The sequence below is a fragment of the Streptomyces carminius genome, assembly GCF_002794255.1.
Taxonomy (GTDB): Bacteria; Actinomycetota; Actinomycetes; order Streptomycetales; family Streptomycetaceae; genus Streptomyces; species Streptomyces carminius.
This window is the reverse complement of sequence record NZ_PGGW01000039.1, coordinates 104,199-116,731: the sequence shown is the minus strand read 5'-3', so window position 1 is coordinate 116,731 and position 12,533 is coordinate 104,199. Positions and strand designations below refer to the sequence as shown.

At 74.6% G+C, this 12,533-nt stretch carries 12 protein-coding genes; 5 read left to right on the top strand and 7 right to left on the bottom strand.

Annotation, left to right across the window (positions count from 1 at the left end; genetic code table 11):
- Position 1: 1 nt before the first annotated feature.
- Positions 2 to 1,234: a S8 family peptidase gene (locus CUT44_RS11010; RefSeq protein ID WP_233221339.1), complete on the bottom strand. Its 1,233-nt coding sequence runs from the start codon at positions 1,232 to 1,234 to the stop codon at positions 2 to 4.
- Between the two features lie 200 nt (positions 1,235 to 1,434).
- On the bottom strand, positions 1,435 to 2,469 hold the full coding sequence (locus CUT44_RS11005; RefSeq protein ID WP_100201751.1) for a transcriptional regulator: 1,035 nt from the start codon (positions 2,467 to 2,469) through the stop codon (positions 1,435 to 1,437).
- A gap of 645 nt (positions 2,470 to 3,114) precedes the next feature.
- On the opposite strand from CUT44_RS11005, the gene CUT44_RS11000 reads away from it, so the two are divergent.
- Positions 3,115 to 4,263, top strand: coding sequence for a flavin-containing monooxygenase (locus tag CUT44_RS11000; protein ID WP_408646731.1), 1,149 nt, complete (start codon positions 3,115 to 3,117; stop codon positions 4,261 to 4,263).
- A gap of 29 nt (positions 4,264 to 4,292) precedes the next feature.
- On the opposite strand, the gene CUT44_RS10995 is transcribed toward CUT44_RS11000, so the two are convergent.
- Complete coding sequence (locus CUT44_RS10995; protein WP_199185671.1) at positions 4,293 to 4,817, bottom strand: ATP-binding protein; 525 nt, start codon at positions 4,815 to 4,817, stop codon at positions 4,293 to 4,295.
- Positions 4,818 to 5,044: 227 nt separating this feature from the next.
- On the opposite strand from CUT44_RS10995, the gene CUT44_RS10990 reads away from it, so the two are divergent.
- Positions 5,045 to 5,569, top strand: coding sequence for a hypothetical protein (locus tag CUT44_RS10990; protein WP_199185670.1), 525 nt, complete (start codon positions 5,045 to 5,047; stop codon positions 5,567 to 5,569).
- A 37-nt stretch (positions 5,570 to 5,606) separates the two neighbouring features.
- Here CUT44_RS10990 and CUT44_RS10985 read toward each other — a convergent pair whose 3' ends face one another.
- On the bottom strand, positions 5,607 to 5,981 hold the full coding sequence (locus CUT44_RS10985) for an STAS domain-containing protein (protein ID WP_100201749.1): 375 nt from the start codon (positions 5,979 to 5,981) through the stop codon (positions 5,607 to 5,609).
- A 350-nt stretch (positions 5,982 to 6,331) separates the two neighbouring features.
- On the opposite strand from CUT44_RS10985, the gene CUT44_RS10980 reads away from it, so the two are divergent.
- Positions 6,332 to 6,907 carry an RNA polymerase sigma factor gene (locus CUT44_RS10980; RefSeq protein ID WP_100201748.1) on the top strand — a complete coding sequence of 192 codons (576 nt, stop codon included), beginning with the start codon at positions 6,332 to 6,334 and terminating at the stop codon, positions 6,905 to 6,907.
- A complete protein-coding gene (locus CUT44_RS10975; RefSeq protein WP_100201747.1) occupies positions 6,904 to 8,142 on the top strand; it encodes a zf-HC2 domain-containing protein in 1,239 nt (412 codons plus the stop codon). The genes CUT44_RS10980 and CUT44_RS10975 overlap by 4 nt, the downstream gene beginning before the upstream one ends.
- Positions 8,143 to 8,288: 146 nt before the next feature.
- Here CUT44_RS10975 and purU read toward each other — a convergent pair whose 3' ends face one another.
- A complete protein-coding gene (gene purU, locus CUT44_RS10970) occupies positions 8,289 to 9,191 on the bottom strand; it encodes a formyltetrahydrofolate deformylase (RefSeq protein WP_100201746.1) in 903 nt (300 codons plus the stop codon).
- Positions 9,192 to 9,221: 30 nt separating this feature from the next.
- Complete coding sequence (locus CUT44_RS10965; protein WP_233221353.1) at positions 9,222 to 9,668, bottom strand: SCO4402 family protein; 447 nt, start codon at positions 9,666 to 9,668, stop codon at positions 9,222 to 9,224.
- Positions 9,669 to 9,897: 229 nt separating this feature from the next.
- On the opposite strand from CUT44_RS10965, the gene CUT44_RS10960 reads away from it, so the two are divergent.
- On the top strand, positions 9,898 to 11,133 hold the full coding sequence (locus tag CUT44_RS10960) for an ABC transporter substrate-binding protein (RefSeq protein WP_233221338.1): 1,236 nt from the start codon (positions 9,898 to 9,900) through the stop codon (positions 11,131 to 11,133).
- A gap of 9 nt (positions 11,134 to 11,142) precedes the next feature.
- Here the strand turns inward: CUT44_RS10960 and CUT44_RS10955 are convergent, their stop codons facing one another.
- Positions 11,143 to 12,471 carry a hypothetical protein gene (locus CUT44_RS10955; protein WP_100201743.1) on the bottom strand — a complete coding sequence of 443 codons (1,329 nt, stop codon included), beginning with the start codon at positions 12,469 to 12,471 and terminating at the stop codon, positions 11,143 to 11,145.
- Positions 12,472 to 12,533: the final 62 nt, after the last annotated feature.

Sequence of the window (12,533 nt, the reverse complement as noted above, 5' to 3'; positions counted from 1 at the left end):
ATCACTCGCCGCTGTGCAGCAGCCTGTTCGGCGAGCCCGCGCCGGCCCCCGTCACCCGGTCGCCGGTCGCCCCGGTCAGCAGCGCCCGGCTCACCTGGGCGGGGGTGGCCTCCGGGTGCTCCGCGACGTACAGCGCCGCGACACCCGTCGCGTGCGGCGCCGACATCGACGTGCCGCTCATCGTCTTCACCGCCGTGTCCGAGTCGATCCCCAGGGACGGGACGGACGCGCCCGGCGCGAAGACGTCCACGCAGGTGCCGTGGTTCGACCAGCTCGGCTTCGAGTCGTCCCGGGCCGTCGCGGCGACCGTGATCACGGACTCCTCCAGGGCGGGCGACTGCGCGCACGCGTCCGTGCCCTTGTTGCCCGCCGAGGCCGCGATGGTGAGCCCCGCGCCGACCAGTTTCCGGATCATCGCGCTCTTGGCGTCGCTCGGGCTGCCGCCGACGCTGACGTTGACGACGGCGGGCCTGACGGCGTTCTCGGCCACCCAGTCGTAGCCGGCCAGCAGGGCCGCCGTGGTGCCCGCGTTGTTGCAGTTGAGCACCTTCACCGCGACCAGCTTCACCCCCTTGGCCACCCCGTACGTCCCGCTGCCCAGGATGCCCGCCACATGGGTGCCGTGCCCGTGGCAGTCCTCGGCCGTCCGGTTGCCGTCCACGAAGTTGTAGCCGTACGAGGCCCGGCCGCCGAAGTCCTCGTGGGAGATGTTGATGCCGGAGTCCACCACGTACGCGGTGACGTTCGACGCCGTGCCGCGGTAGGTGTAGCTCGCGTCCAGCGGCAGGTCGCGCTGGTCGATCCGGTCCAGGCCCCAGGACGGGTCGGTCTGGACGTCGTCGCCCCGCTCGACGCGGTTGGCCTCGACGTACGCGACCGCGGGGTCGGCCGCCAGCCGCCGCGCCTGCTTCTCGGTGGCCTTCAGCGAGAATCCCTTGAGCGCCGAGTCGAAGGTGCGGTCCGGCCGGCCGCCGAAGGTGTCGGTCAGTTCCTCCGCCTTGTCCCGTACGCCCTCGGCCGCCCGGAGCTGCCGGGCCCGGGAGCCGGAGTCCTTCAGCACCACGATGTACTCGCCGTCCACCGTGTCCGGGGCCTCGGCGCCCCGGACCGTGCCCAGCGGCGCGGAGCCGGGATCGGGAGCGGCGGCCCCCGCCGTGGCGGCGGTGGCGCCCGTGAGGACGAGCGCCGCCACGGCGGCGCCCAGGGCTATGCGGGGTCTCTTCGGTTTCTTCACGTGTGAGTCTTTCTGCCGTCTCTTACTGCCCGGTCGGTTCCGCATGGAGAGTACTCAGGGATCGGGCCGGCGGCGGCCCTCCCGTCACAACCGTCCGCACCCGGAACACCGTGACCCGGCACACCGCCTGGCTGTCCGTCACCACCACGGCACCGTGGGCACCGTGGGCACCGTCGGTGCCGTCGGTGCCGTCGGCGCCGTCACAGCCAGCCCCGCCGCTGCGCCTGCAGGGCGAGCTGGAAGCGGCTGGCCGCACCGGCCTGCGCCATCAGCAGCTCCATGCGGCGGAAGAACGTGCGGCGGCTGATGCCCAGTTCGCGGATGATCTGGCTGTCCGGCACCCCCGCGACGAGCATCGCCAGGATGCGGCGCTCGGCCGGTCCCGGCCGCCCCCCGCCCGTCACCGCGGTGCTCCCGTTCCGGGAGTGGATGGGCAGCGCCCGGTCCCAGTAGGCCTCGAACAGCGCCCGCAGCGCGGCCAGCAGCGCGCCCGGCCGCACCACCAGCGTGCCGCGGTTCATGTCGACGTCCACGATGGACATGGACACGAAGCCGATCCGGTCGTCCACCAGCATCAGCTTCACCGGCAGCTCCGGTACGACGCGCGCCTCCTCGCCCGCGTCCAGGCACGGCTGGACGTTCTCGGTGATGTAGCGGGGATGGGAGAGGGAGGCCCGGGTGTACACCGCCCGGTAGCGCAGGCCCCGGCGCAGCTGCGCCACCTCCTCCTTGGCGCCGCGCTCGCTGTCCCAGAAGTACGGCGGCGAGTCGAACCGCAGCACCTCCCGTCGCGCCCCGCCCACCGCCTCGCCCAGCACCCGCTCCATCTCGCCGCCGGCCAGTTCCTCGGCGACCCGGTCGCCCACGGCCGACGGCGTACGGCGCCGGTACCGCTCGTACGCCCGGCTGACCGCCGAGCGGGCCTCCTCCAGCCGGAGCGCCTCCCGCCGGGCGAGCAGTTCCAGCGCGGACGCGGGCGGTACGGCCACCAGGGAGGCGCCGTCCGCGTCCACCGCCCCGTCCGGCACCTCGGCCGCCAGTCCGAGACCGAGCAGCGTCCGCCGTGCCTCCTCCGCCCGCGGGGATCCGGGCGGCCGCCGGGCCGTCTCGTCGCCCGACAGCAGCGCCACGTACAGGGCGACGGCCTGCTCGTCCACTCCCAGCGCCGTCAGATGGGCCGCTAAGTCGCCGGGGCCCGGCTCCGCCGAGGCCCCCTCACCTCCGTCACGCCTCATGCCCTGGCACCTTAGTGCCGCCGTCCTCCAGGTGCCACCGGCCTCCCCGGGCCTCGGGTAGAACTGAGTCATGCGCGTTCGCCGGGCGGCTCGCAACCCCGGTCGGTGAGCAGCACGTCGCCCTTCCTCGCGGTGCGACCACGGCCCGGCATTCGGCCGGTCTCACCGAATGCCGCGTACCGCCGGGGCCCGGGCGACGACGATCCCGGTGCTCGGGCCCCAGAGCGCAGGTCCCGCGCTCAGGGCACCGAGCGTCCGGGGAGAAAGATGCAAGAAGGTACAAGGGGTGTGAAACAAGCGAGCGGCGATGCCTCCCCGCACAACGGACGAGGGCCACCGGGGTTCCCATGCCCGGCGGCCCTCGTCCGCGCCGCTCGCTTTCCGCCCGCCCTCTCCCGCACCGCCGGAACCGCCGGACTCCCCGGACTCCCCGGAACCCGGCGGGACCTCCTCCCCGGCCCGCCGCGTTCCCGCCCGATTCCCCAGCCGGCTCCGCACCTGGCTCCACGTGTGGTTCCGGGCGCGGTTCCGGGGTAGCGGAAGGACGCACGGCCACCCCGCCGACCGCCCCCGGCGAGGCGGGCCCCGGGATTCCCGGGGGAACCGGACGCCGCGGGGGAGGAAGCGGGGCATACACTCATCGGCATGCACATGTCCGACGACAGCAGACCCGTGCACATCATCGGAGCGGGGCCCGGAGGGCTGGCCGTCGCCGCCGCCCTGCGCGAACGCGGCATCCGCTCCGTCGTGCTGGAGCGGTCCGAGTCGGTCGGCGCCTCCTGGCGCGGCCACTACGACCGGCTCCGGCTGCACACCACCCGCCGCCGCTCGGCGCTCCCCGGCCTGCGGATCCCGCGCTCGTACGGCCGCTGGGTGCGCCGGGACGACCTGGTGCGCTACCTGGAGGAGTACGCCCGGCACCACCGGCTGGAACTGGCCCCCGGGGTGGAGGTCAACCGGATCGACCGGGCCGACGACGGAAGCTGGGTGCTGCGCGCCAACGGCGGCCGGGTGCTGAACGCCCCGGTGGTCGTGGTGGCCACCGGCTACAGCCACACCCCGTACGTCCCCGGCTGGCCGGGCCGCGACTCCTTCGCCGGCGAGCTGCTCCACGCCCGCGACTACCGCGCCCCCGGGCCGTACGCGGGCAAGGACGTCCTGGTCGTCGGCACCGGCAACACCGGCGCCGAGATAGCCCTGGACCTCGCCGAGGGCGGCGCGTCCCGGGTGCGGCTCGCCGTCCGCACCCCGCCGCACATCGTGCGCCGCTCCACCCTGGGCTGGCCCGCCCAGGCCACCGGCATCGCGGTACGGCGCCTGCCGGTGCGGCTGGTGGACGGCATGGCCCGGGGGCTGGCGAGGGTGTCCCTGCCGGACCTGTCGAAGCACGGCCTGCCGCGCCCGGAGACCGGCCTCTACACCCGGGTGCGCCAGGGCGCGATCCCCGTCCAGGACACCGGTTTCGTCAAGGCGGTCCGCCGGGGCCGGATAGAGCCGGTGGCGACCGTGGAGTCCTTCGACGGGCCCAAGGTCGTCCTGGCCGACGGCAGCACCATCGCCCCGGACACCGTCATAGCCGCCACCGGCTACCGCCGCGGACTGGAGGAGCTGGTCGGCCACCTCGGGGTGCTGGACGAGCGCGGCCGGCCCCGCGCCCGGGGCCACCGCACCCTGCCCACCGCCGCGGGCCTGTACTTCACCGGCTACACCAATCCCATCAGCGGCATGCTCCGCGAACTGGGCATCGAGGCGCGGAAGACGGCCCGGGCCGTCGCCCGCACGACGAGCGACTGACGTCCGCCCGGCCGGGACGTGACCGGGCGTCAGCCGCCGGGCGTCCGGACACCCGGCCGGCTCCGCGTCCTCGCCAGAACCGTTTCACCGGGCACGGCCCCCGCCGCCGGGGAACTGCCGCCGCCCGCGGGGTCCGTACCCGCCGCGGCGGCGTCCCGGTCCAGCTCGCACCAGATGCGCTTGCCGCTCTCCTCCGGCCGCCAGCCCCAGCGGTCGGCGAGCGCGCCGACCAGTTCCAGGCCGCGGCCGCCGGTGTCGTCGTCCTCGGCCCGGCGCCGCAGCGGCGGGCAGGCGCAGGTGTCGGCGACCTCGATCCGCACGGTGCCCCGGCCCGCGGCGAGGCGGTCGGAGAGCAGCACGCGGAGCCGGGCGGGGCGGCCGGTGTGGACCACGGCGTTGGTGACCAGTTCGGAGACCAGCAGGACCAGCGTCTCCACCAGGGGCTCGTCCGCCGCGAGCCCCGACCGGGCCAGCCGCGACCGGGCCCAGCCGCGGGCTCTGCCCACCTCCTTGGGATCGGTTCCGACCTCCAGCTGCATCTGACGCATCCGCACCCTTCACCATCCCTGACCGGGAGCACCTGGCCGCGTGGCCGTACGGGCACACGACCGCTGTCCTTTCCCCCGGTGCGGCACAGCCTGCTGGACCCGGGGTCCCGACAACAAGCGCTTCAGGCATATTCCGGCGCAAAGGAGTAGGCGTATCGCATACTGTGCGATGCCCGGACCCGGGACTCGAACACCCGCCCCCACAGGGCGACTTCTGTGATCGACTGGGAGCCATGGAAGCGGTAGCCGCACTCATCGCCGTTCTCGGCACCCTGCTGGGTTCCGGGATCACCTACGTCTTCCAGCGCCGCACCACCGCCTACGGTGAGGAACTGGCCCGCCGGGAACGGCTGCGGCAGGAACGGATCGACGCGTACTGCATGTACGCAGGGGCGCTGCACAACTACCGGCGCATGCTGGTGCACCGGTGGTTCGCGGAGCACGAACGGCCCGGCGAGGAGGACATGCCGGCCCTGCTGCGGGACGTCTACCGGCTGCGCTCGGAGGCGCACGAGGCGCTGTTCCGGATGCGGCTGCTCACCCGCGACCCGGCGCTGGAGGAGGTCGCGCGGTCCGCGCTGGAGTCGGTGACCGGGCTGCACGGCAGGGGACTGGACCGCGCGGGACTGGACGCCCGGCGGACGTCCTCGAAACGGGCCGTCGAGGACTTCGTCACCACGGCGGCCCAGTACCTGGACGAGCCGCGGGACACGGCCGGCGCCCGCCCGCGGTCCCTCGGCCGGCAGGCGGCACGCTGACGCGCCCCCGGCGCCCCGGGTCCGGAGCCGTGCGCCGTCAGGCGCTCAGCGGGTCGGCGGCGTCGTCCGTGGCCGCGTCGAGGTCCGGGTAGCAGTCGAACAGCCGCCGGACACCGAGCGCGGCGAGGACGCGGTTGACGTGCGAGCCGTCCACCGCCCCCCGGGCCGGGAGGATCAGCCGCAGCCGGCCCGCGCACGAGCGCATCAGCCGGCGCGAGGCGATGAGGACGCCGACACCGCTGGAGTCGCAGAACAGCACCCGGGACAGGTCGAGCACCAGGTCCCGGCGGCCGTCGGCCACGGCGTCGTGCACGTGCTGGCGGATCAGCGCGGCGGTGACGAGGTCCAGTTCACCCGACACCAGCAGGACGGCCCACTCTCCCCGGTCCTCCTCGACCACCTTCAACGACACCTGTCCGAAGTCCCTTCGTCTCGTCCGCCGGCGTCCGCCGGAACGGCCCCGCTCCCCCGCTCCCCCTCCTCCGCACCGGCCGTCCCCTCCGGGCCACCCGGAGTCACCGCGGACCACGACCCTATGCCGCCCGAGGTCTCCGCCTCCCACCACTTCCGGTCACACCCCCATAACGCACCACCGGATCCGGGCAGGACCGAACCGGTCCTTCACCGAGGGTCGCCGCGATGTGACGAGTCCTCGACCACACATGGTCATAATCGGTCACTTCGGGCCGGACATTGCCCAAAGACGGGCATGTTGTCAGTTCCTGCCACTACATTCGGGGTGAGCAGAGGCCGGGGGTGGGAATGACCGCGCAGGCGCCGAACGGCACACAGCCCCGCTGGGACCACGGGTTGCGGGGACGGCTGGCGCGGGGCGAGGAGTCCGCCCTGGCCGAGCTGTACGACCGGTACGCACCACTGGTGCACGCCCTGGCCCACCGGTTCCTGGCCGACGAGGAGGACGCGGGCCACGTCATGACCGAGGTCTTCGCCGAGCTGTGGCAGACCCCGGGGGCGTACGGGCCCGGGCGGGGCCCGCTCCGGCCGTGGCTCCGGGAGCTCACCCACCGGCACGCCGTGCGGCTGCTGCGCGAGCGCGCCCGCGCGGACGTCCGCGAGGAGTTCCGCGCACGGACCGAGGAGCGGCTCCGCGCCGCCGAGGCGGCCGCCCGCGCGGACCGCGTGGTCACCACCCTGCCCGCCGGGCTGCGCGCGGTGCTGGAGCTGGCGTACGTCCGGCACCGGGACTACCGCGAGGCCGCCGCCGAGCTGGGCATGAGCGAGGAGGAGGCGCGCCGGCGGCTGCGGCTCGGGCTGCGGCTGCTGTCCGCGGCCGTACCGTCCACCACCGCGGGGCCCGGGGCCGGGAGCGCCTCATGAGCCGTTCCGCGGACGGGACGCCCGGTGGAGACGGCCCCGAGGAGCCGGACCGGAACGGACCCCGCATACCGGCACCGCGCCCGCCCGCCGACGACCTGCCGGCCCCGGACGGCGGCACCCCGGACGGCGGCCGGCGGGACGGCCGGGGCGACCACGACCACCCCACCCTCAGATCACTGCTCGGCGCGTGGGCGCTGGCGGTCTGCTCCCCCGGGGAGACCGCCGCCGTCGAGGCGCATCTGCCCGACTGCCCGCCCTGCGCCGGCGAGGCGCGGCGGCTCCGGGACGCCGTGGGCCTGATACGGCGCGAGGACCCGCTGGACCCCGGCCCGGGGCTGCGCTCCGGGACGCTGGAGGAGTGCCTGCGCCGCCGTCCGGCGGCCGTTCCCCTGCCGCGGTGGGCGGCCCCGTACGACGCGGAGACCGCCCGGCTGGACGCGCTGCTGCGCGACATGGGCGACACCGAGTGGGCCACCCCGGTACGGCTGCGCTGGGCGGGCGGCGAGCGCGTCCTGACCCTGTGCGGGGTGCTCGCCCACCTCGGCTGCGCGGACGGCCTGGTGGCCGTCCGGCTCGGACTGGCGGACCCGCTCGGCCCCGGCGCCCCGCACACCGTGGCGGACCGCACGGAGGCGGCGATCGAGCACTGCCGGCGGCACGAGGCGCCGTTCGTACGGGACAGGTGGCGCACCCAGACCCGGAGCATCGTGCGCACGGCGGCCCGGGAGGCGGCGGCCGTGGCCGACCTGCCGGTGGACTTCACCGAGTTCCGGCGGCCGGTGCGCGACGCGCTGGTCGGCCGGGCGTTCGCGTGCTGGATCCACGCCGACGACATCGCGGCGGCGGTCGACTACCCCTACGAGCCGCCCGCGTCCGGGCATCTGGCCGGCATGGTCGAGCTGGCCGTACGGCGCGTCCCCGGAGCCCTCGCGGACCGCCGCCGCGCCGGACTGGCCGCCCCGGCCCGCTCCCTGACGGCGGCGGGCGCCCCGGGCCGCACCCTCCTCCTGGAGATCGAGGGCCGCGGCGGCGGCGAGTGGTACCTGCCGCTGGACTCCCCGGCCGCCCTCGCCACCCCGGAGCGGACGGTCGCCCGGCTGGTGCTGGAGGACGTGGAGTTCTGCCGGCTGGCGGCGGGCCACGTGTCACCCCGGGACGCGGCGGCGGGCCAGGAGGGCGACCGCGAGGCGACCGGCGACACCCTGCGGGCCGTGGCCTCCCTCTCCCGCCTGTAGGGGCTCATCTCCACCCGCCCGCCCCGGCCGTGCCCCTGCCCCCACCGCGCGACCGCAGGCGTCCGGGGCCGCCCGCCCGCGTCCGCCGGACGCGCGGACGGACGCGCCTCGGACGCGGTGCGGCCCCCGTGCGAGCGACGGTGCCGTCAGGCGAAGACCACCGTGCGGCGGCCGTTGAGCAGGACGCGGTGCTCGCTGTGCCACTTCACCGCGCGGGCCAGCGCCTGGCACTCCACGTCGCGGCCGACCGCCACGAGCTGCTCGGGCGTGACCTCGTGCCCCACCCGCTCCACCTCCTGCTCGATGATCGGGCCCTCGTCCAGCTCGGTGGTGACGTAGTGGGCCGTGGCGCCGATCAGCTTCACACCGCGGGCATGTGCCTGGTGGTAGGGCCGGGCGCCCTTGAAGCTGGGCAGGAAGGAGTGGTGGATGTTGATGATGCGGCCCGACAGCTCCTTGCACAGGTCGTCGGAGAGGACCTGCATGTAGCGGGCCAGCACCACCAGTTCCACGCCCTCGTCCCGGACGAGCTCCAGCAGCCGCGCCTCCGCCTCCGGCTTGGTGTCCTTCGTCACCGGGATGTGGTGGAAGGGGACGCCGTAGGAACCGACCAGCTCCTCGAAGTCCGTGTGGTTGGAGACCACGGCCGCGATCTCGACGGGCAGCGCGCCGATACGGGTGCGGAACAGCAGGTCGTTCAGACAGTGGCCGAATTTGCTGACCATCAGGACCACGCGCATCCGCTCGCCCATGCGGTGGATCCGCCAGTCCATCCGGAAGGAGTCGCCCACCGCCGCGAAGCTCGCCCGCAGCTTCTCCAGGGTCACCGGGGCGCCGGCGCTGAAGTGCACCCGCATGAAGAACAGCCCGGTGTCGTGGTCACCGAACTGCTGGCTGTCCTCGATGTTGCAGCCGGTCATGAAGAGATAACTGGAGACGGCATGCACGATGCCCTGCTTGTCCGGGCACGACAGCGTCAGGACGTACTGTTCGCGCTCCCCGGGCCGGTCGGACTGCGGGGCTGCGGGGGCGGGCTGCGGCTGGCTCATGGGCCAAGACTGGCACATCCCGCGGACCGCTCAGGCGGCCTTCAGCATGACCGACAGCACATCCAGCGAACAGGGCGGCCCGTCCGGATCCTCGCCGTCGTTCCCGGACAGCAGGACATGGGCGTCGCGGGCCGCGCGGACGGCCTCCGGCCAGCCGTGGTGGGCCAGGTACGCCGACACCGGGGCGTCCGCCCCGACCTGGTGCATGATCCGCAGGACGCGCAGCACCGCGACGTCGACGAGCGCGGCCTCCTGGGCGTCCCGGAAGATCGTGCCGATGTACTTGTCCGCGGACCAGTTGTCCAGCCAGGTGTCCTCGACCAGGCGGTAGACGGCGTCCGTGACGTCGCCGTATCCCGGGCGGCCCGGCAGCCAGCACTCCTGCTGGAAGGCGGGGTCGGAGAGCATGTGCAGCGCCGAGCGCACATTGGTGCGCCAGCGCCACCACGGCATGTCTTTGCACGGCATGCCGTCCATGGTGCTGGAACGACCGCCGTGGCGGGAAGACCTCTCCGACTGGTGCACGGTCAACGATCGTACGTCCCACCCCGGCGGTGATCACCCGGACCCCCGGTGTTCACCTTCCGGTCACTTGGCGTTGCCTGCTCATCACTCACACGTTACAGCCGGGGCGGGAGGGTGTCGGACCATGACCGCATGGCGCCGCAAACATTCCGCAAGGACTCCGACCACCCTTGCCGCCACCATGGGAGTCTGCGCGTCGCTCCTCACCGGCTGTGGTGTGCTGCCCGGTGACGCGAGGGCCGACGAGGGGGACGAGGGCACCGTCACCGTGATGACATGGGCCCCGCAGAACACGCAGGCAACCAATATGCCGGGGATGCCCGGCATGGCGGAGGCATATGCACGCTGGGTCGACGCGACCGGGGGGATCAACGGAAGGAAACTCCGGGTTCTCACCTGCAACGACGAGAACACCGCCGAGGGCGTCGGCCGCTGCGCCGACCGGGCCCGCGCCGAGGACGCGGTGGCGGTGGTCGGCTCCTACAGTCAGCACGGCAGTACGTTCATGACGGCCCTGGAGTCGGCGGGCATCCCCTACATCGGCGGATACGGCCTCACGGACGAGGAGTTCACCAGCCCGTTCTCGTATCCCGTCAACGGCGGCCAGGCCACCCTGATCGCCGGGAACGGCCACCAGCTCGCCGACCGGTGCGAGCGGGTCTCCCTCGTCCGCCTCGACACCGTCGCCGGCGACCAGCTGCCCCGGCTGCTGAACGCCGGGCTGGCCGTGGGCGGCCGCGGCCCGGCCACCGACATCCGCGCGCCGGAGGACGCCTCCGACTACACCCCGCAGGCCCGGCAGGCGCTGGCCGGCGTGACCCCGAAGGACGACGGGAACCCCGACAGCGCCTGTGTCACGGCCGTGCTCGGCGGCCGTACGGACACCTTCTTCGACTCCTTCCGGCGGCTGAGCGAGGACGGCGGGCCGGTGCGGATCGCCTCGGTGGTCGGCAGCGTGCAGCAGTCGCTGGTGGACGCCACGGGCGGGCCGGACAGCCAGTGGGAGGGCGCGTACGCCACCGGCTGGTACCCGGTGGCCACCGACCCGCGCTGGGGCACGATGCGGGACGTCATCCGCGAGCACGCCTTCGGCGACAACCGGATCGACCCGGCCGACCCGGGCGTGCAGACCACCTGGATCGCGTACACGGTGCTGCGGGCCGCCCTGGAACACGCGGACGGCCCGGTCACCGCGCGGTCCGTGCAGCGCGCCCTGGAGGACATGCCGCCGGTGGAGACCGAGGGGCTGACACCGGAGCTGAGCTGGGGCTACGACGACCTGCTGGCCGTCCGCGACCATCCCCGGCTGGTCAACTCGATGGTGACCTTCCAGCAGGTGAAGGACGGCAGGCTGGTCCCGGTCAGCGAGGGGTTCGCCGACATGCGGGAGACCCTGGAAGCCGCACCGGTCGGCTGACCCGCCCGGTCACAACTCGCTGAACTGACGCTCGGGCAGCCCGTACTTCCGGGCGGTCGGATTCCACAGTCCGGCCGCCTCCTTCTTGGCGGCGGTCGCCTCGCCGCTGGCCCGGTTGCCCTGGGCGGTCCGGCCGGTGCCGCGGGCCTTGCCCTTGCGGCAGCCCTTCTTGCCCGCGACCTGGTCGGCCCACGCCGCGTAGTGGTCGTCCGCCTCGGCCGACGCCCGCCACGCCTCGGTGAGCGCGTCGGCCAGCGCCCGGTGGTCGGGCAGTCCGTCGATCTCGAGTTCGTCCAGCCTGGTCACCAGGCCGTTGCGCTGGCGGGCGGCGTCGCGCAGATCCGCGGCGGCCTGCTTCAGCTTCTCGCACTTGCGGATGTTCTCGACCGACCGGATGACCGCGCTGCGGCTGGCGCCGCTGTCCGCGAGCAGTTCGTCCAGCGCCTCCGCCTGCGCCTTGGCCGGATCGGCGGTGGGGGACGCCGGCGCCGACTCCGCCCCCTTGGCGGGGGCCGAGGCCTTCGTCTGCGGCCGTGCCTCGGCGGGATCGTCGTCACCGCCGCCCAGCGCCGCCCCGGCGGCCAGGCCGGCCGCCACCAGCCCCGCGACGACGAGTCCGACGAGCGCGGCACGCGGCAGCCCGCGCCGCCCGCCACCGGGAACGGCGTTCCCGAGGGGGTCGTGACCACCGCCGTACCCACCGGACCGGCCGCCCGCCCCACCGTACGGCGGGGCCGCGGCCGGGGAGACGGGCGGCAGCACCTGGGTGGCGTCGGCCGACCGGTCCCCCGGCTGCGGACCGGACCGGAACAGGCCGTCGAAGTCCGCGGGGGTGGGCCGGTCCCCGGGAACACGCGGAGCCCCGGCGGGCCGCTGCGGCGCCGCGCCGGCGGGGGCGCCACCAGGCGCCCGAAGCCTGCGGAGCACCGTGGTGCTCTCCACGTCCCGCTCGGCGTCCCGCCCGACGGCCCGGATGCGCCGGGTGTCGTCGGCCCCGCCGCTCCCCCCGGCCGGGTGCGCGGGCCGGGCAGGCCCCGCCACCGGGTCCCCGGCGGGAAACGGCGGCAGGACCTGAGTCTCGTCGGCGGGCCCGGGCACGGCACCCACGGCCGGAGGAACCTCCGGAGGCGGAGGCGGCTGCTGCTGGAATCCCGGCTGCGGTGGCTGCCCGGTCTGCGCCTGCGGTCCCCACGGCCGGTCCCAGGGCTGCCCCGCCGACGGACCCGGCTGCCGGCCCTCCTGGGGCTCGTCGCGGCCGGGGAACCACGGCTCACCGCCGTTCGACGGCAGGACAACACCCTCACGCGGCTCGTCGTCCTGTCGGCTGTGCCTCGTCACCGGGACTCCTCGTTCGCCTGACTGCCACAATCGTCGGCTCACGCTACCGGTTGGCACACACT

What these genes read in the sequence shown, in the direction of transcription:
- CUT44_RS10965 (WP_233221353.1), bottom strand. Translation starts at nt 9,668, where the DNA reads ATGGACGGCATGCCGTGCAAAGACATGCCGTGGTGGCGCTGGCGCACC.
- CUT44_RS10980 (WP_100201748.1), top strand. Translation starts at nt 6,332, where the DNA reads ATGACCGCGCAGGCGCCGAACGGCACACAGCCCCGCTGGGACCACGGG.
- CUT44_RS10990 (WP_199185670.1), top strand. Translation starts at nt 5,045, where the DNA reads ATGGAAGCGGTAGCCGCACTCATCGCCGTTCTCGGCACCCTGCTGGGT.
- purU (WP_100201746.1), bottom strand. Translation starts at nt 9,191, where the DNA reads ATGAGCCAGCCGCAGCCCGCCCCCGCAGCCCCGCAGTCCGACCGGCCC.
- CUT44_RS10975 (WP_100201747.1), top strand. Translation starts at nt 6,904, where the DNA reads ATGAGCCGTTCCGCGGACGGGACGCCCGGTGGAGACGGCCCCGAGGAG.
- CUT44_RS10960 (WP_233221338.1), top strand. Translation starts at nt 9,898, where the DNA reads ATGGGAGTCTGCGCGTCGCTCCTCACCGGCTGTGGTGTGCTGCCCGGT.
- CUT44_RS11000 (WP_408646731.1), top strand. Translation starts at nt 3,115, where the DNA reads ATGCACATGTCCGACGACAGCAGACCCGTGCACATCATCGGAGCGGGG.
- CUT44_RS11005 (WP_100201751.1), bottom strand. Translation starts at nt 2,469, where the DNA reads ATGAGGCGTGACGGAGGTGAGGGGGCCTCGGCGGAGCCGGGCCCCGGC.